The following is a 15749-nucleotide window of genomic DNA, read 5'->3' on the forward strand; positions in this document are numbered from 1 at the left end:
TTCGTCGCGCGCTTTTCCGACGGGGTCCGGGTCGCGATTACCGGCGCGTCGGAAAACGGCGTCTTTCGCTGGACCGAAGCCGAAGAGGCGCTGAACGGCAATTTCGGCGCCGATGCGGTAAAGGGCCTGTCTGTCTCCGCTGACGGGATGATCGGCGACCTGCACGGCAGTTCCGCCTATCGCGCCCATCTCGTAGGTGTGATGACCCAGCGCGCCGTCGCTTCGATCGCCTGATCGACAGACGTTGCAAGGGGGGGCCGCCCGCTGCCGGGCGACCCCCTTTCATGTTTCGCGCCCGCCGCGTGGAACAACCCCATTATTCGTGCGTTTAGGGCCAAGCGCTGCCCGAACGGCGCAGCAACGAATAATGAGGAACCATCATGAATAAGCTTCTGAAATCGACAACATCGCTGGGCCTGTGCCTGTCGCTGGCGTTGCCGCATGGGGCTTTCGCCCAGTCCGACATCCCGCAGTGTAATGAAAACCAGCCGTCCGAGCAGACGGTCTTTCCCTGCGTGATCGGCACCGATATCGAAATCGACAGCACTCTTGAGCTGCAGACCGTGGCGGAAGTGCGCCAGCAGGTACGCTCCGAAGCCACCGCCATGGGCACGACTGCCACGCCCGGTGATCTGGATGCCCGCACGATCGAAGTGATCGAACGTCTGGATGCCGAAGCGCAGGCCGCCGCTGACGCACAGGCCGCTGCCGAAGCGCAGGCCGCTGCCGATGCACAAGCCGCCGAGGAAGCAGCACAGGCTGCCGAAGCGCAAGCTGCCGCTGATGCTCAGGCCGCCGAAGAGGCCGCCCAGGCTGCGGAAGCGCAGGCTGCAGAAGAGGCCGCACAGGCCGCCGAAGCACAGGCCGCTGCTGATGCGCAGGCCGCTGCCGATGCACAGGCTGCTCAGGACGCGCAGGCCGCCGAAGATGCAGCCGCAGCACAGGCGCAGGCCGACGCTGATGCACAGGCTGCCGCCGAGGCCCAGGCCGAGGAAGACGCCCGCGCCGCGCAGATTGCCGCCGATTTGGCAGAACTCGAACAGCGCCGCGCCGCTGACCGTCAGGCCGCCGCCGCTGCCGCGAGCGAGCAGGAAGGCGAAGTCGTCACTGAGGAAGTCACCGAAGAGAGCGTGCGTACCTCCAACGAGGAATTCGACACCGCCGTGACCGGCGATGCGAGCGCCAGTGCCACTGCCCAGCCGGATGATGATTCGGGTCTGAGCAAGTTCGAAAAGGCATTGCTGCTTGGCCTTGGTGCCGTCGCCGTGGGGTCCGTCCTCAATAACGGTGACCGCGTGGTCAGCCGCTCCGGTGACCGGGTTGTGGTGGAAGATTCCGCCGGTGGCCTGCGCGTGCTGAAGGACGACGCCGCACTGGTACGTCGCCCGGGCGACGAAGTGCAGACCGAACGTTTCGCCGATGGCTCCAGCCGCCTGACCGTGACCAAGCCCGACGGTTCGCAGGTTGTGACGATCCTCGCCAGCGATGGCACGGTGCTGCGCCGCATCAACATCGACCCGCAGGGCCGTGAATACGTGCTCTTCGACGATACGGTCGCCGAAGAAGAGATCGTCGTGAACGAACTGCCGCAGGTGGCCGAGACGGTCCAGCGTGTGGGCAATCAGGACGAAGCTGCCCTGCGGGCAGCGCTTGAGGCCGAGCTTCAGGGGGACCGGGAGCGGACCTTCTCGCTCCGTCAGGTGCGTGAGATCCCGCAGGTGCGCGCACTGGCGCCGCAGCTGGAACTGGACGCGGTCCAGTTCGCCACCGGCTCTGCCGCGATCCAGCCCGACCAGGCACGGGAACTGGCTGAAATCGGCACAACGCTGCGCCACCTGATCGAGCACGATCCCCGGACCGTGATCCTCGTGGAAGGGCACACCGATGCGGTGGGCGATGCGACCTATAACCTCGCCTTGTCCGACCGGCGCGCCGAAACCGTGGCCCTTGCCCTGACGGAATATTTCGACGTGCCCGCGGCCAACCTGGTGACGCAAGGCTACGGTGAAAGCGCGCTGCGCATCCCGACGCCCAATGCCGAACCCCGCAACCGCCGCGCGGTGGTCCGCAACATCACGCCGCTGCTGCGGTAAGCTAGGCTGAACGCCAAACGAAAACGCCCCCGCCAAACTGGCGGGGGCGTTTTACGTTTCGGATGATCAAGGCGCCGCCCATTGGCAAGGCGCTATCCTTCACATGCTCACTTGTGCGGCAACGGCCCGATCAGCATCACCATCTGGCGGCCTTCCATCTTGGGGAAGTTTTCCACACGACCGTGTTCCTTGGTGTCTTCCGCCACACGCTCCAGCAGTTCCCGGCCGAGGTTCTGGTGCGCCATCTCGCGCCCCCGGAACCGCAGTGTGATCTTCACCTTGTCGCCCTGTTCGAGAAACTTGTACACGTTCCGCATCTTCACGTCGTAATCGTTCGTGTCGGTGTTGGGACGGAACTTGATTTCCTTGATCTCGATGGTCTTCTGCTTCTTGCGCGCCTCGCTCTCGCGTTTTTGCTGTTCGTATTTGAACTTGCCGAAATCCATGATCTTGCAGACCGGGGGATTGGCATTGGGCGAGATTTCCACGAGGTCCAGTCCGGCGTCCTCGGCCATCTGCATGGCGCGCGAAGGCGTTACGACGCCCACATTTTCGCCATCGGCTCCGATCAGTCGGATTTCGGGGGCACGGATCTTGTCGTTGACGCGCGGGCCGGTGTCTCTTTGCGGCGGCGCATTGTGGGGTCTGCGAGCGATGATGAATGTCCTTTGATTGTTGAAGAAATTGCAGGGCTGCAAGGTAAACCCCGTCCGGGGGTTCTTCAAGGCGCAAAATGCCGGCATCCCGGGCCCGGGGGCGCAAATTTTCCTTGATATGCGACGGATTGGCGCTCATTTCACAGGAAGGGGCCGCCCATGCGTCAGGACGGCGGCACCCTGCGCTTTGAAAGGGATGTAGAGATGAAGAACTTGGTCTGGATCGTGGTTGCGGGGGGAATCGTCCTGCTGGGATGGTGGCTGTTCTCGGGCGAGACACCGGCAGACGTGGCACGCGACGTATCGGATCAGGTCAATGCACCCGAGGTCCTGGCCGAAGCCGGGGAAGCGACCAGGGAAGCGCTGGTTGTGGTGGGGGAGACACTTTCCCTCTCTGGCGAGAACGCGGCTGAGAACGAACACGCGGCAGAGGGTTTTTCCGGCGGCACGGTTCCGCAGGACCTGCAGGGCAATGACGCGGGGGCCGATACCGCGCGCACCGACATGCCGGCCGAGGTTCATCCCGTGGGCGGCGCAGGCACCACCACGCTGACGGACCGGAGCGGCACGATGGACGCAGACGCGGGCGGTGACAGCGCCGCGGCCCTTGGCGAAGCGGGCGGCATCAACTCCTTCGCGGAGACAGGCACCACGGCCAGTGTTGCCGACAGTGGCGTGAACATGCCCGAGGGCGCTGTCAGCACAATGAACGGCAAACCCGAGGATGCACCGGTGATCGAGCCGCAGACCGGGGAGGAGACAGCGACAGATCAACCCGCAGCGCAGGCCGGGCAAGCGGAAAGCACCGCCCCCGAGGCGCAGGACGATGCGGTCGTGGAGGAGCTGGAAGCCACGCGTGAGAATGACGAGATCATCGTGACTGACGGCGAAGGCAATCCGCCGACCCCCGAAGGGGAGCCGCTGGAAGGCACAGCCGATGCCGAGGCCGGTGCAAACGGTGACGCGGGCGACAGTGCGGCCCAGGATGAAGGTAACGCGACAGAGCCTTCCGATACCCAAGCCCCCGAGAGCATGGATGCGACCGCCGAAGAGAATGAATCAGAAGAAGCCCTGATCGATACCATCACCTCGGATGGGGAAACCGCGGATGCCAACGCCACTGACGGGAATACGGTCGAAACCGAGGCCGAAGCCGGGGTGAACGCCGAGGCGACCGACGGGGCAGGGCAAGCCCCTGCCGAAGCCGATGCGACTGCTACGGCGACGACCGGGACGACGACAGCCGAGCCTGAATCCGACATCACGGCAGCGGAAGAGACCGCACCCGACGCGCCCGACGCGGCGGTGCCCGAACAAACGGTGGAGGCCAACGATTCAGACGCCGTCACAGTGGCCCCGGCAGAGGACGAGGCGCTGACCGTCGAAGGGTTCGATCTGGTGCGGGCAGAAGAGTTGATCGACGCCTCCGCGCTGTCGGACGAGGAAAAGGAAACGCTGAAGGCCGGCTTGCAGGACGCGCAGAACACGCCGGAATTGCTGGAAATGATGCTCGAAGAGCTACGCGAGACCCTGACCGAGGAAGAGGCGACGCCCGCGGTCGAATGACCCTCAGCTTCAAGGCGTACGACAAAGGGCCGTGCGTGATGCGCGGCCCTTTCCGTATGTGTTGCATGTAAAGTCGAGAAGCTGCCGTCGCTATGTCCGGTCTGAGCCCAAGCCTCAACTCAGTATGTTGCGGCGAAGGTCGGCATTGACTCTCAATGCGGTCTATTTCTGAGGCTCAAAGTCTTTGCTGGCCAGCAACGCGGCGGCGGCCACCATCAGTGCTCCACATACCTTATTGATTAGCCCAAAAGAGCGTCGCTTGAGTGCTGACGCCGCTCGGTCACCCAGCCATCCCCAAATGAGAAGTATCACTCCATCAACGATGAGATAGGTTATGCCCAAGATAAATAACTGCGGCAAAACCGGCAACGTAGGGTCAATGAATTGGGGGAAAAGGGCTCCGAAGAATACAACTGCAAACGGATTTGCCATGGAAGTGACGAAGCCTTGTCGGAACAGTCGAATTGACTGGCTAGATATATTAGCCTCTACGTCAGCCGATTGTTCTTTCGACAAAATCAGCTGAACGCCGATCCAAACAAGATACGCGACTCCGAGCCACTTGATCCGAGTGAAGGCACTGCCGGAGGTCGCGATGATCGCTGCGAGACCGAACGCGGCCCCGTCATCTGCAGGCTATTCGCGGCTAAATCTCCGACAATCGTATATGCGCTGCGCCGAATGCCATGCTTTGCGCTATTCGAGATAATGAGTAACTGGCTCGTGTCAGGTGGCGTCGCAAAGAAGACTGCGACAGCCGCGAGATAGACTAGGTAGGTTTCCATGGCCACGAACGCACTCCTCCAGACTTTGGTTGAATGCTACGGTCTATCCTGAAGGTCAGTCAAATTACTAATGCAGTCGCTCAATTCCGCAAGCCGAACGGCATGAGAGCCCCGCACAACCGACGTTCAAGATCCCAACACTGTCGCGGATTTATGCGAAGGCGTCCGTATGACGGCAATCTGACACTGCCGGGACCGTGCCGCGTTGGTGCAACACATACGGTAAGGGCCGCGCGTAATGCGCGGCCCTTCTTCATGCAAGACCCGTAATGTGGTGTCAGTCCACGAAGGCTTTTTCGACCACGTAATGCTGCGGATCGGAGTTCGCGCCTTCGACGAGGCCGAAGCCTTCCAGCACTTCCTTGATGTCCTTGTTGAACCCAAGGCTGCCGCAGACCATGGCGCGGTCCGTTTCCGGGTCAATGACCGGCAGGTCGAGATCGGCAAACACCGTGCCGTTCTGCAGCAGGGTGGTGATGCGGCCCATCACCGGGCTGTCTTCGCGGGTGGTGGTGGGGTAGTAGCGCACCTTGTCTTCCACCATCTCGCCGATGAGCGGATCGTCCTTAAGGGATTTGACCAGTTCCTCGCCATAGGCCAGTTCGGCCACGTCGCGGCAGGTGTGGGTGATCACGACCTCATCGAATTTCTCGTAGGTTTCGGGCTCCCGCAGGAGCGAGGCGAAGGGTGCGAAGCCGGTGCCGGTGGCGAAGAACCACAGCCGCTTGCCCGGCAGCAGCGCGTCATGCACCAGCGTGCCCACGGGTTTGGGGCGCAGGATGATCTCGTCCCCCGGCTGGATATGCTGCAGCTTCGAGGTCAGCGGCCCGTCCTGCACCTTGATCGAATAGAACTCCAGTTCGTCGTCCCAGGCGGGCGAGGCGATGGAATAGGCGCGCAGCAGCGGCTTTTGCTTGCCCGTCTCGGGGTGCGGATCGCCCATCAGGCCGATCATGACGAATTCGCCCGACCGGAACCGCAGCGAGGCGGGCCGGGTCACGCGGAAGGAGAACAGCTTGTCGGTCCAGTGGCGCACGGATGTCACGGTCTGCGCATCGGGCAGCGAGGGAACGGCACGGGCGGCGGAATCGGTCACGGATACGGCTTTGTTCATTGTTTCTACACTAACAAGTTTGGGCCTGCATATATGCTATGCTCGGCGAATTCAATAACGGTTGAGCGGGTCGGGCGAGGGCCCTTGCTCAGGCTCGGATCAAGGCTCAGGCGCCGCGCAGGCGCGACTGGTAGTCATGCGCCTGCCAGTCGGCGCGTGCAAGCCATTGGTCTTCGGGCTGACGCGCGGCCAGTTCCTCGTCGATCTCCACCTCGTCGAAGCCAGCGCGGCGGGCCATGGCGTATTGGTCGGCGATGACATGGCCCCGGGCGCGCAGCCGACCGGTATAGCCGCGCAGGCGCAGGGCGCGGGCGATGGTAAAGCCGCGCCCGTCCGCGAAGGAGGGGAAATCGACGCGGATCATGCGCAGGGCCGGGGCCAGCGTCACGTCCTCCGGGCGGGTATCCGACGGCAGGTCGATAGCGGGACAATCGTTGGCCGCGCCGTCCTTGCAAAAGGTTGTTGCCCAGTCGTCGGGGCCGAAGCCCTTGTCGGTTACGATGATGCTCATGTCTGCTCTTTCTGGCGGACCATCTTGCCGCCGATAAAGTGAATGCCGCATTCGTCCTTGTCGCTGTCGCGCCAGCGCCCCGCGCGGGGGTCTTCGCCCGGCGCCACGGGGGAGGTGCAGGGCGCGCAGCCGATGGACGGATAGCCCTGTGCCACCAGCGGGTGCCGGGGCAGGCGGTTTTCGGCGATATAATCGGCCACGTCCTGGGCCGACCAATAGGCCAGCGGGTTGACCTTGATCCGGGGGGCGGCGCCATCGGGGGTTTCGACCTCGAAGAATTCCAGCGCCGCGCGGCGACCGGACTGGAACCGCTTGCGCCCGGTGATCCAGCCATCGAACTCCGTTAGGGCCTTGTCCAGCGGTGCTGTCTTGCGCAGCTGGCAGCACAGGTCAGGGTTGGTCCGGTGCAGGGTGCCGTCGGGGTCGTGGCTTTCCATGTCCTCGGCGCGCAGGATGCGCAGATCGCGCAGGCCCAGCCGTTCGGCCAGTTCCTGCTGGTAGACCAGCGTTTCGGCAAAGAGCATCTGCGTGTCGATGAAGACCACCGGCACGAATCTGTCCACCATCGCGGTCAGATGCAGCAGGGCCACCGAATCCGCCCCGAAGCTGGACACGAGCGCCAGCCGCGGGATCTCGTCCCGGGCGTGGCGCAGCACATCCGTCGCGGAGTGGTGCCGCAGCCGGGCATTGAGGTCTTGCGCCTTCTGGCGCAGCGCCTCTACCGACCCCGGCCCTCCGGGGGGGATTTGATCCCCATTTGGAAGGGGCGGGCGATCAAGCGGCATCGGCCTGGTCCTGCGGATAGAGCGCTGCCTTGAAGGGTGCGAGGCCCAGGCGGCGGTAGGTTTGCAGAAATGTCTCTTCACGGTCTTCGCGCCGGTCGAGATAGGCCATCACCAGCCGTTCGACCGCGGGAACGATGTCATCGGCGGAGAAACCCGGGCCGGCGCGTTCGCCGATGGTCGCGGTTTCGGTGCCGTCACCGCCCAGCGTGATCTGGTAGTTTTCCACGCCGGCACGGTCCAGCCCGAGGATGCCGATATGGCCCACGTGATGGTGCCCGCAGGCGTTGATGCAGCCCGAGATCTTGATCTTGAGCGGGCCCACGTCGTGCTCCAGCTTCAGCTCGTCGAAACGGGTGGCGATGTCCTGTGCGATCGGGATCGACCGGGCGGTCGCAAGCGCGCAGTAGTCCATGCCGGGGCAGGCGATGATGTCGGAGATGAGGCCGACGTTGGCCGTGCCCAGCCCTTCGGCCTGCAGCGCCGAATAGACGGAAGGAAGATCGCCCTTGTGCACATGCGGCAGGATCACGTTCTGTTCGTGGCTGATGCGCAGCTCGTCATGGCCGTAGCGCTTCGCGAGGTCCGCCATCAGGCGCATCTGCGCCGCCGTGGCATCGCCCGGCGTCTTGCCGTGGGCTTTCAGGCTGATCGTGACGATGGCGTAATCGGGGTTGCGATGCGCCGCGAGGTTCGTATCCGCCCAGGCGCGGAAGGCCGGGTATTGTTCGCGCGCGCGGTCGTAGGGCGCCGTGGGCGCGGATTTGAACGCAGGCGCTGCGAAGTCGGCCTCGATCCGGGCCAGCATCTGCTGGTCCACGCCGGTGAACCGGGGGCGGATCAGGGCGAAGCGTTCCTCCACCCGGGCGCGGATATCGTCGATCCCGTTCTCGTGGACGGTGATCTTGATGCGCGCCTTGTACTTGTTGTCGCGCCGACCCAGCAGGTTGTAGACGCTGACGATGGCCTCGAGATAGGGCAGCAGGTCGTCCTGCGAGACGAAGTCATTCAGCACCTTGCCGATCATCGGCGTGCGGCCCAGACCGCCGCCCACGACGACCTCGTAGCCGATTTCGCCGTCACGCTCGACGATGCGCAGCCCGATATCATGCGCCTTGATCACGGCGCGGTCCGCTTCGGCGCCGGTGACGGCGATCTTGAACTTGCGGGGCAGGAACTGGAATTCCGGGTGGTCGGTCGACCACTGGCGGATCAGCTCGGCCACGGGGCGCGGATCGGCGACCTCATCCGCGGCGGCGCCGGCGAAATGGTCCGCCGTCACGTTGCGGATGGTGTTGCCGCTGGTCTGGATGGCATGCAGGTTCACCTCTGCCAGCGCGTCCAGCATATCGGGCACGTCGCGCAGTTCGGGCCAGTTGTACTGGATGTTCTGCCGGGTGGTGAAATGGCCATAGCCCCGGTCCCAGCGTTCCGCGATATCGGCAAGCTTGCGCATCTGCCGCGAGGACAGCGTGCCATAGGGGATCGCCACCCGGAGCATATAGGCATGCAGCTGAAGGTAGAGGCCGTTCATCAGGCGGAGGGGTTTGAACTCATCCTCGGTGAGCGAGCCGTCGATGCGGCGCTCGACCTGGGCACGGAACTGCGCGTTCCTTTCGGCGAGGAATTGTTCGTCGAATTCGGTGTAGCTGTACATCAGATACGCTCCTGTTTGCCGTGCGTGTAGTTGGACGGGCCGGTGGCGCGGAAATCTTCGCGGAAGTGGGTGGGACGGGGACGGCCCCCGTCGATCTTCATGTCCGCGAGATAGGCGCCAACCACCTTGTCCTGCTGCTGCATCGCGTCGATCAGGCGCAGCTCCGCGTCCGCCTCGTCTGTGAGGACTTCGGCCTCGGCCAGATCACGGGTCCAGCCCGTCGCGGTCTGGTAGATCACGTCGCCTTCCAGCAGCGCATTGGCGGTGACCACTTTGGGGGTGAAGGGTTTGGGCATCAGGCCATCTCCTCGATCGGCATGTCTGTCAGGGCCTGGGCCGCGGCACGCGGGGCCAGACCGTAGAAGGTCAGGGCGGGGCCGGTCATCTCGGCTGCCGCCAATTCGGCGGGCAGACGGTCCAGCGTGGTGGCCAGAACGCGCTGCTCCGGTCTCGAAGCATTCTCGACCACGGTGACAGGCGTATGACGGTCGGCGCCGTGCATCAGCAGTCGGCCCTGAATGAAGCGGGCGGATTTCTTGCCCATGTAGATCGCGGCAACTTCGCCCGGACGGGCCAGCGCGGCCCAGTCGTGATCGGCAAAGCCTTTCATGTCATGGCCCGTGATGAACCGGACAGCGGCATTGCGGCCCCGGCGGGTCAGGCTTTGACCGATGGCCGCCACGGCGGCGGAGGCGGAAGTGATCCCCGGCACGATATGCCAGCCCAGCCCATGGGCATCGAGCGCCTCGATCTCTTCGTCGAGACGGCCAAAAACGGTGGCGTCGCCGGATTTCAGCCGGACCACCTGCGCGCCCTTGCGGGCGTGTTCCACCAGCAGGTCGTTAATCGTTTCCTGCGCGGTGGAGGGGCCGAAGCCTTCCTTGCCCACGTCGATCATCAGCGCCTCGCGGCGGGCGAGTTCGAGAATCGCGGGGGAGATGAGCCGGTCATAGATCACCACATCCGCTTCATCGAGGGCGCGGCGCGCCTTGAGTGTCAGCAGTTCCGGATCGCCCGGGCCGCCGCCCACGAAGGCGACATGGCCATCACGGGCGCGGCGGCTCTGATGATCCTCAAGCAGCGCATCGAGGGCCGCGGGCACATGATCCGCCCCGGCATCCATCGCCCGGGGGCCGGCGCTGAAGTAATACTCGCGCCAGAAATCGCGGCGGGCGCGACCGAAGGGCAGGGCATCCGCCATCTTGCGGAAGCCCTTGCCGATCCGCGCGAGGGTGCCAAGCGTGCTGGGCAGACGCTCTTCGAGGTCGGCCTTGATGGCGCGGGCAAGAACGGGGGCAGCACCTTCGGTGCCGATCGCGACGGTCACCGGGTCCCGGTCGACGATGGCGGGGGTGATGAAGGCGCTGTCATGCAGGTTGTCCACGATGTTCACCAGCGCACCTTCGGCCTTGGCGATGGCGGCGGTGCGGGCGTCTTGGTCCTCATCCTCGTCGGCGGCATAGAAGAGGGCGGCCCCGGCGACATCGCCCGCCGCCAGCGGACGCTGCTGCAGGATCAGCCTGTCCGCCTGCGCCCATGCGATGATCTCGGGCGCGGGGTCGGGGGCGAAGACGTGGATGCGGGCTTCGGTTTTCAGCAGGAGCCGCAGCTTGGCCAGCGCCGCTTCGCCGCCACCGGACAGCACGACATGCCGTCCTTTGGTGGAAAGGAAGATGGGAAAATGATCCATTGGGCGTCCTCGCGTTGCTTGAGGCTATACATAGGAAAATTTTCTGATATTTCGCTAGCGGGGGCGGTGAATAAGGACATACGTACCAGCCACCGGCTTTTTGAGAACGCCTGTCGCGCAAGAAGGAGAACTTTGGAATGAGTGTTCGGATAGATGAGACCGATCGGAAAATTCTGGCTCAGCTACAGCGCGACGCCAGCCAGTCGCTGGACGATATCGCGCGTGAAGTGGGCTCTTCCAAGACGCCCGTCTGGAACCGAATCCGCAAGATGCGGGAGGCGGGCGTCATCGGTCAGCATACCGTCGTGCTGGATGCCGAGGCGCTGGGATTCGAGGCGTGCTTTTTCGTGCTGATCCGCACCTCGGAGCATGACGCGGGATGGCAAGCCGCCTTCCTCAAGGCGCTGCAGGACCGGCCCGAAGTGCAGGAGGCGCACCGGCTGGCGGGCGATATCGACTATATCCTGAAGGTGCGCGTCAAGAATGCCCGCGCCTATGACGTTTTCTATCAGGCGCTCATCTCTGAGGTGCGGGTGCACAATGTCACGGCGCTGCTGTCGATGGAGGAGATCAAGTCCACCACCATGCTGCCGCTCTGACGCGCTCAGGCCTGCAGCATCAGGCGGTCGAGCTTGTGGAAATGGTAGCTGTCGGCGTAGTGCGGCGCCCCGGCCAGCCTGAGGCCCGGCAGGGCGTCGAACAACCGGGGCAGGGCGATCTGCATTTCCAGCCGGGCGAGCGGCGCGCCGATACAAAAATGCGGCCCGCCCCCGAAGGCTTCATGGGGGGCCGGTGTGCGGGCCGGGTCGAAGATATGCGGATCAACAAAGCGGGCCGGGTCGCGGCAGGCCGCACCCAGCAACAGGGCGACTTCGCTGCCTGCGCACAGGGTCTCACCGCCTGCGTCCACGTCTTCGTAGACATGGCGGGTGAACATATGCAGCGGCGGGTCGTAGCGCAGCAGTTCCTCCACCGTCGCCGCCACCCGGTCGGGGGCGAGTGCTGTCAGCGGTGTGTCGTGCTCCAGCAGGCACTTCACGGCATTGCCGAGGCTATGCACCGTGGCCTCGTGGCCCGCGTTCAGCAGCAGGATGCAGGTGCCGATCATCTCGTCGGTCGAAAGCCGCGCGCCGTCCTCTTCCCGTGCCGCGATGAGGTGAGAGATCAGGTCATCCCCGGGGCGGTCACGGCGGTGTTCGATATAGTCGCGCAGGAAGGCCGTGAATTCGGCGGCGGCGGCATTGGCGCGATGTTCGATCTCCCTTTCGCGCCGGGCCTGATACATGGCCACCATGTCGTGCGACCAGCGCAGCAGATCGGGGGCCATATCCTCCGGCACGCCCAGAAGGCGGGCGATGATGCGCACGGGGAGTTCGGTGCAATAGGCCGCCACAAGGTCGAAAGGGGCATCGCGGGGAAGGGCGGCGATCAACGCGTCTGCCACGGCGGCGATGTCGGGGCCGAGCCCGGCGATCCGGCGCGAGGTGAAGGCCCGCAGCACCAGCCCGCGCAAGCGGGTATGGCGGGGCGGTTCCAGTTCCAGCATCGAATGGGCTTCGACCGCGTGAAACGCCGTCAGATGGGCGGGCGTGTCTGTCTCCGCCCCGGCAGGCGCTTCGCGCCCCAGCCGCTTGTCACGCAACAGCGCCCGCACCGACGCCGCGTCGAAGACGGCGGCCATGCCGTATTGCTCCCAATACAGCACGGGGCCGCGCCTCCGCGCCGCATCGTAGGCGGCATAGGGGTTCTGCACGAACTGCGGGTCGCGGGGGGATAGATCGAGTGTTTGCATCCCCGCAGATGACCCCCGGGGTCTGGTCAAGGCAAGGGCTGTCGTGCAATCTGCTGCGATGATCAGGGCACGCAGGCATCGCATCGTCGTCGTATTGGCGTTTCTGGCGGTCGTGGCGACGCTGGCGACGGCGGTCTGGCGGCTGAGTTTCATGCAGGGCCTCGACCAGCTCGAAGCGCGGGGGGAGGCGGACCTCGCCCTCGCCAGTGACCGGTTGGTCGGCCAGTTGCAGCGGTATCGCGACCTTGCGGTGTTGATGGCCGATCATCCGGTGGTCGATGAGTTGCTGCAGGCGGGGCGCGGAATATCGGGCGCTTCGGACCTGTTGCAGCGGGTGGCCGACAAGACGGCGGCATTGGACGTGGCGGTGGTGGATACCGAGGGCCGTGTCATCGCGGCCTCACTCTCCGCCCCGGGCCGCGACATGGGCAGGCCGCGATTCCTGCGCCGGGCGCTCAACGGGGCGCTTGGCTGGGGGCATGGTGACGCCTCGCCCCTGACATCGCGCGCCTTTTTCCACGCGGCCCCGGTCTTTGGCCCGGAGGGGGCGGTGCAGGGGGCGGTGATGGTCACCACCGATCTGCGCAATATCGATTACAACTGGCGCGGCAGCACCCCCGCCACCTATTTCACCGATGCGAAAGGCGTCGTGCTGATCACCAACCGGTCCGAGATGCTGTTCTGGCGGCGCGGGATCACGGGGGCGCCGCTGGCCCCACCGGACGCCCCCGCACCGGCGTTCGAGCAGCGCGTGGTGGGCGGGCATGAGTTGTGGCGGCTGGGCATGGGGAAATACCTGCCGCTGGAGGCCTTGCACCTGACGCGCGCGCTGCCGGTCATCGGCCTGACGGGGGAGGTACTGCTCGATACCGCGCCGTTGCGGCGGCTGGCCGTGGCGCAGGCGGCGGCGGTGGCCGCGCTCTGCCTTGCCTTTGGCTCGCTGCTCTACCTCGCCGCCGAGCGGCGGCAGACCCTTGCGCGCGCCAACGCCTTGCTGGAGGCGCGGGTGGCCAAGCGGACCGCCGCGCTGCATGACACCAACCAGCGGTTGCTGCGCGAAGCCGCCGAGCGTGAGGAGGCCGAAAAGGCCCTGCGCCGCGCGCAGGCCGATCTGGTGCAGGCGGGCAAACTGAGCGCACTGGGTCAGATGAGCGCCGGTATCAGCCACGAATTGAACCAGCCGTTGATGGCGATCCGCTCCTTTGCCGAAAACGGTCAGCAGTTTCTGGACCGGGGCGATGCAGCACGGGCGGCCGACAACCTTGGCCGGATCGCCGATCTGGCCCGGCGCATGGGCCGGATCATCCAGAACCTGCGCGCCTTTGCCCGGCAGGACAACATGCGGCAGGAACGTGTGGAACTGGGCGCGGTACTGCGCGCCGCCATCGAGTTGACGGAAACGACCCTGCGTGACGCGGGGGTGACGCTGGTCTATGCGCCCCCGCCGGAACCGCTCTGGGTTCGGGGGGGCGAGGTGCGTCTGGGGCAGGTCTTCGTCAACCTCATCGCCAATGCCGCCGATGCCATGGCCGACAGCGACGAACGGCGGTTGACCGTGAAAATGGAAACCGAGGCCGACCGCGTCGTCGTTCTGGTGCAGGACACCGGGCCGGGGATCGAGACGCCCGACAAGGTGTTCGATCCCTTCTACACCACCAAGGGCGTCGGCGGCACCGGCGGCATGGGGCTGGGGCTCTCGATCAGCTACGGCATCGTGCAAAGTTTCGGCGGCCAGATCCGGGGTGCCAATACCGGAACGGGCGCTGTCTTTTCCGTCACGCTCGAACGGACCGATCCCGCGGCGGAGGCTGCATGACACGCGATGTATTGTTGGTGGACGATGACGCCGCCGTGCGCGAAGCGCTCTGCCAGACGCTGGAACTGGCCGATATGCGCCCCATTCCGGCAGGCTCCTTCGTGGCGGCGAAAGACCGCATTTCGCAACGCTTCGACGGGGTGATCCTGTCCGACATCCGGATGCCCGGGCGGGATGGCTTTCATCTGCTGGACTATGCCCATGCGCAGGATCCGGATCTGCCGGTGATCCTGCTGACGGGGGAGGGCGACATCCCGATGGCGGTGCAGGCCATGACGCGCGGCGCCTTCGGGTTTCTGGAAAAGCCCTGTGCCTCTGCCGATCTGGTCGCGGTGGTGGAACGGGCGCTGAAAAGCCGGGCACTGGTGCTCGAACTCCGGCGGATGCGCCATGTGGTCGAAAGCGGCGATCCGGCGGCGCGGATGATCTTCGGCACCTCCAATCTGGCCGAAGGGTTGCGCGCCCGCGTGCGCCGCGCGGCGCGCACGGAAGGCGACGTGCTGGTCACCGGCCAGCCGGGCACCGGCATCTCGAAAGTGTCGGAGGTGATCCACCTGTCTTCCCTGCGGTCCAAGGCGCCTTTCGTGAAACGTGCCGCCGCCGGGCTTTCGCCCGAGGGGCTGGAGGAGGCGCTGCGCGATGCCGGGGAAGGCTCGCTCTTTCTCGATGAGATCGTGCAGCTTCCCGCGCAGACGCAGCTTTCGCTGGGGGAGGCGCTGGAACAGCCCGGACGCGCGCGACTTATTGCCGGGGCCACCCGCGATCTGCTGCGCGCGGTAGACGAGGGGGCGTTCAACGCCGATCTCTATTTCAGGCTCGACGTGATGCAGGTGCGCATCCCCGCGCTTGCCGAACGGCCCGAGGACATCCCCGAGATGTTCCGCCGTTACGTGGATCAGGCGGCCGAACAGGCTGGCCTGCGCCCGCCCGACGTCACGCCGGAGATCGTGGCCGATCTGATGTCCCGGGACTGGCCCGGCAATGCCCGCGCCCTGATGTCCGAGGCGATGCGGCTGGTGATGGGCGTGAACGAACAGCCGCGGGCTGACGCCTCGCTCGGGCTGGCGGAACAGATGGCGCAGGTGGAACAATCGCTCTTGCGTACGGCGCTGCGGCGGGCGGGCGGCAGTGCCAGCGATGCGGCACAGGCGCTGAAGCTGCCGCGCAAGACCTTCTACGACAAACTGGCCCGTTACGGGATCAAACCGGAAACCTTCCGATCGTGACTGTGCGGAAAACCGCACAAGCCCGGCATTACCTGTGCGGATTTTCGCACAATGTGCGTGA

General features: G+C 65.1%; 14 protein-coding genes and 1 pseudogene. 6 read left to right on the forward strand and 9 right to left on the reverse strand.

The window, feature by feature from the left end; translation table 11 throughout:
• Window positions 1–234: pseudogene (locus A3764_RS03720) on the forward strand (FAD binding domain-containing protein); the annotation flags it as partial.
• A gap of 146 nt (window positions 235–380) precedes the next feature.
• The gene (locus tag A3764_RS03725) at window positions 381–2093 is read left to right on the forward strand and encodes an OmpA family protein (protein ID WP_067926413.1); all 1713 of its coding nucleotides are present in this window, start codon (window positions 381–383) and stop codon (window positions 2091–2093) included.
• A 107-nt stretch (window positions 2094–2200) separates the two neighbouring features.
• On the opposite strand, the gene infC is transcribed toward A3764_RS03725, so the two are convergent.
• A complete protein-coding gene (gene infC, locus A3764_RS03730) occupies window positions 2201–2791 on the reverse strand; it encodes a translation initiation factor IF-3 (RefSeq protein ID WP_150120863.1) in 591 nt (196 codons plus the stop codon).
• Between the two features lie 117 nt (window positions 2792–2908).
• Between infC and A3764_RS03735 the strand changes: the two genes are divergently transcribed.
• Entirely contained in the window at window positions 2909–4315 is a 1407-nt protein-coding gene (locus tag A3764_RS03735) for a hypothetical protein (RefSeq protein WP_067926410.1), read from the forward strand.
• 162 nt (window positions 4316–4477) lie between these two features.
• On the opposite strand, the gene A3764_RS03740 is transcribed toward A3764_RS03735, so the two are convergent.
• The 7 genes from A3764_RS03740 to cysG form a co-directional block, all read right to left on the reverse strand.
• The gene (locus A3764_RS03740) at window positions 4478–4915 is read right to left on the reverse strand and encodes a LysE family translocator (RefSeq protein WP_330220470.1); all 438 of its coding nucleotides are present in this window, start codon (window positions 4913–4915) and stop codon (window positions 4478–4480) included.
• Between the two features lie 462 nt (window positions 4916–5377).
• Window positions 5378–6214 (reverse strand): ferredoxin--NADP reductase, encoded by an 837-nt coding sequence (locus A3764_RS03745; protein WP_067926407.1) that lies wholly within the window; start codon window positions 6212–6214, stop codon window positions 5378–5380.
• Between the two features lie 106 nt (window positions 6215–6320).
• On the reverse strand, window positions 6321–6725 hold the full coding sequence (locus A3764_RS03750) for a DUF934 domain-containing protein (protein ID WP_067926404.1): 405 nt from the start codon (window positions 6723–6725) through the stop codon (window positions 6321–6323).
• A complete protein-coding gene (locus A3764_RS03755) occupies window positions 6722–7510 on the reverse strand; it encodes a phosphoadenylyl-sulfate reductase (protein ID WP_067926401.1) in 789 nt (262 codons plus the stop codon). Before A3764_RS03755 ends, A3764_RS03750 begins: the two co-directional genes overlap by 4 nt.
• A complete protein-coding gene (locus tag A3764_RS03760; RefSeq protein WP_067926398.1) occupies window positions 7500–9164 on the reverse strand; it encodes a nitrite/sulfite reductase in 1665 nt (554 codons plus the stop codon). Before A3764_RS03760 ends, A3764_RS03755 begins: the two co-directional genes overlap by 11 nt.
• Window positions 9164–9460: a DUF2849 domain-containing protein gene (locus A3764_RS03765; protein ID WP_067926395.1), complete on the reverse strand. Its 297-nt coding sequence runs from the start codon at window positions 9458–9460 to the stop codon at window positions 9164–9166. The genes A3764_RS03760 and A3764_RS03765 overlap by 1 nt, the downstream gene beginning before the upstream one ends.
• A complete protein-coding gene (cysG, locus tag A3764_RS03770; protein WP_067926392.1) occupies window positions 9460–10854 on the reverse strand; it encodes a siroheme synthase CysG in 1395 nt (464 codons plus the stop codon). The genes A3764_RS03765 and cysG overlap by 1 nt, the downstream gene beginning before the upstream one ends.
• Before the next feature lie 137 nt (window positions 10855–10991).
• Here cysG and A3764_RS03775 point away from each other — a divergent pair, with 137 nt between their 5' ends.
• A complete protein-coding gene (locus A3764_RS03775; RefSeq protein WP_067926388.1) occupies window positions 10992–11453 on the forward strand; it encodes an Lrp/AsnC family transcriptional regulator in 462 nt (153 codons plus the stop codon).
• A 5-nt stretch (window positions 11454–11458) separates the two neighbouring features.
• Here A3764_RS03775 and A3764_RS03780 read toward each other — a convergent pair whose 3' ends face one another.
• Window positions 11459–12646, reverse strand: coding sequence for a cytochrome P450 (locus tag A3764_RS03780; protein ID WP_067926384.1), 1188 nt, complete (start codon window positions 12644–12646; stop codon window positions 11459–11461).
• 58 nt (window positions 12647–12704) lie between these two features.
• Between A3764_RS03780 and A3764_RS03785 the strand changes: the two genes are divergently transcribed.
• Both A3764_RS03785 and A3764_RS03790 read left to right on the forward strand, forming a co-directional pair.
• Entirely contained in the window at window positions 12705–14462 is a 1758-nt protein-coding gene (locus tag A3764_RS03785) for an ATP-binding protein (protein ID WP_067926381.1), read from the forward strand.
• On the forward strand, window positions 14459–15688 hold the full coding sequence (locus A3764_RS03790; RefSeq protein WP_067926377.1) for a sigma-54-dependent transcriptional regulator: 1230 nt from the start codon (window positions 14459–14461) through the stop codon (window positions 15686–15688). Before A3764_RS03785 ends, A3764_RS03790 begins: the two co-directional genes overlap by 4 nt.
• Window positions 15689–15749: the final 61 nt, after the last annotated feature.

Source organism: Sulfitobacter sp. HI0129 (assembly GCF_001635395.1).
Taxonomy (GTDB): domain Bacteria; phylum Pseudomonadota; class Alphaproteobacteria; order Rhodobacterales; family Rhodobacteraceae; genus Sulfitobacter.

What these genes read in the sequence shown, in the direction of transcription:
- A3764_RS03725 (WP_067926413.1), top strand. Translation starts at nt 381, where the DNA reads ATGAATAAGCTTCTGAAATCGACAACATCGCTGGGCCTGTGCCTGTCG.
- A3764_RS03735 (WP_067926410.1), top strand. Translation starts at nt 2,909, where the DNA reads ATGCGTCAGGACGGCGGCACCCTGCGCTTTGAAAGGGATGTAGAGATG.
- A3764_RS03745 (WP_067926407.1), bottom strand. Translation starts at nt 6,214, where the DNA reads ATGAACAAAGCCGTATCCGTGACCGATTCCGCCGCCCGTGCCGTTCCC.
- A3764_RS03750 (WP_067926404.1), bottom strand. Translation starts at nt 6,725, where the DNA reads ATGAGCATCATCGTAACCGACAAGGGCTTCGGCCCCGACGACTGGGCA.
- A3764_RS03755 (WP_067926401.1), bottom strand. Translation starts at nt 7,510, where the DNA reads ATGCCGCTTGATCGCCCGCCCCTTCCAAATGGGGATCAAATCCCCCCC.
- A3764_RS03760 (WP_067926398.1), bottom strand. Translation starts at nt 9,164, where the DNA reads ATGTACAGCTACACCGAATTCGACGAACAATTCCTCGCCGAAAGGAAC.
- A3764_RS03765 (WP_067926395.1), bottom strand. Translation starts at nt 9,460, where the DNA reads ATGCCCAAACCCTTCACCCCCAAAGTGGTCACCGCCAATGCGCTGCTG.
- cysG (WP_067926392.1), bottom strand. Translation starts at nt 10,854, where the DNA reads ATGGATCATTTTCCCATCTTCCTTTCCACCAAAGGACGGCATGTCGTG.
- A3764_RS03775 (WP_067926388.1), top strand. Translation starts at nt 10,992, where the DNA reads ATGAGTGTTCGGATAGATGAGACCGATCGGAAAATTCTGGCTCAGCTA.
- A3764_RS03780 (WP_067926384.1), bottom strand. Translation starts at nt 12,646, where the DNA reads ATGCAAACACTCGATCTATCCCCCCGCGACCCGCAGTTCGTGCAGAAC.
- A3764_RS03785 (WP_067926381.1), top strand. Translation starts at nt 12,705, where the DNA reads ATGATCAGGGCACGCAGGCATCGCATCGTCGTCGTATTGGCGTTTCTG.
- A3764_RS03790 (WP_067926377.1), top strand. Translation starts at nt 14,459, where the DNA reads ATGACACGCGATGTATTGTTGGTGGACGATGACGCCGCCGTGCGCGAA.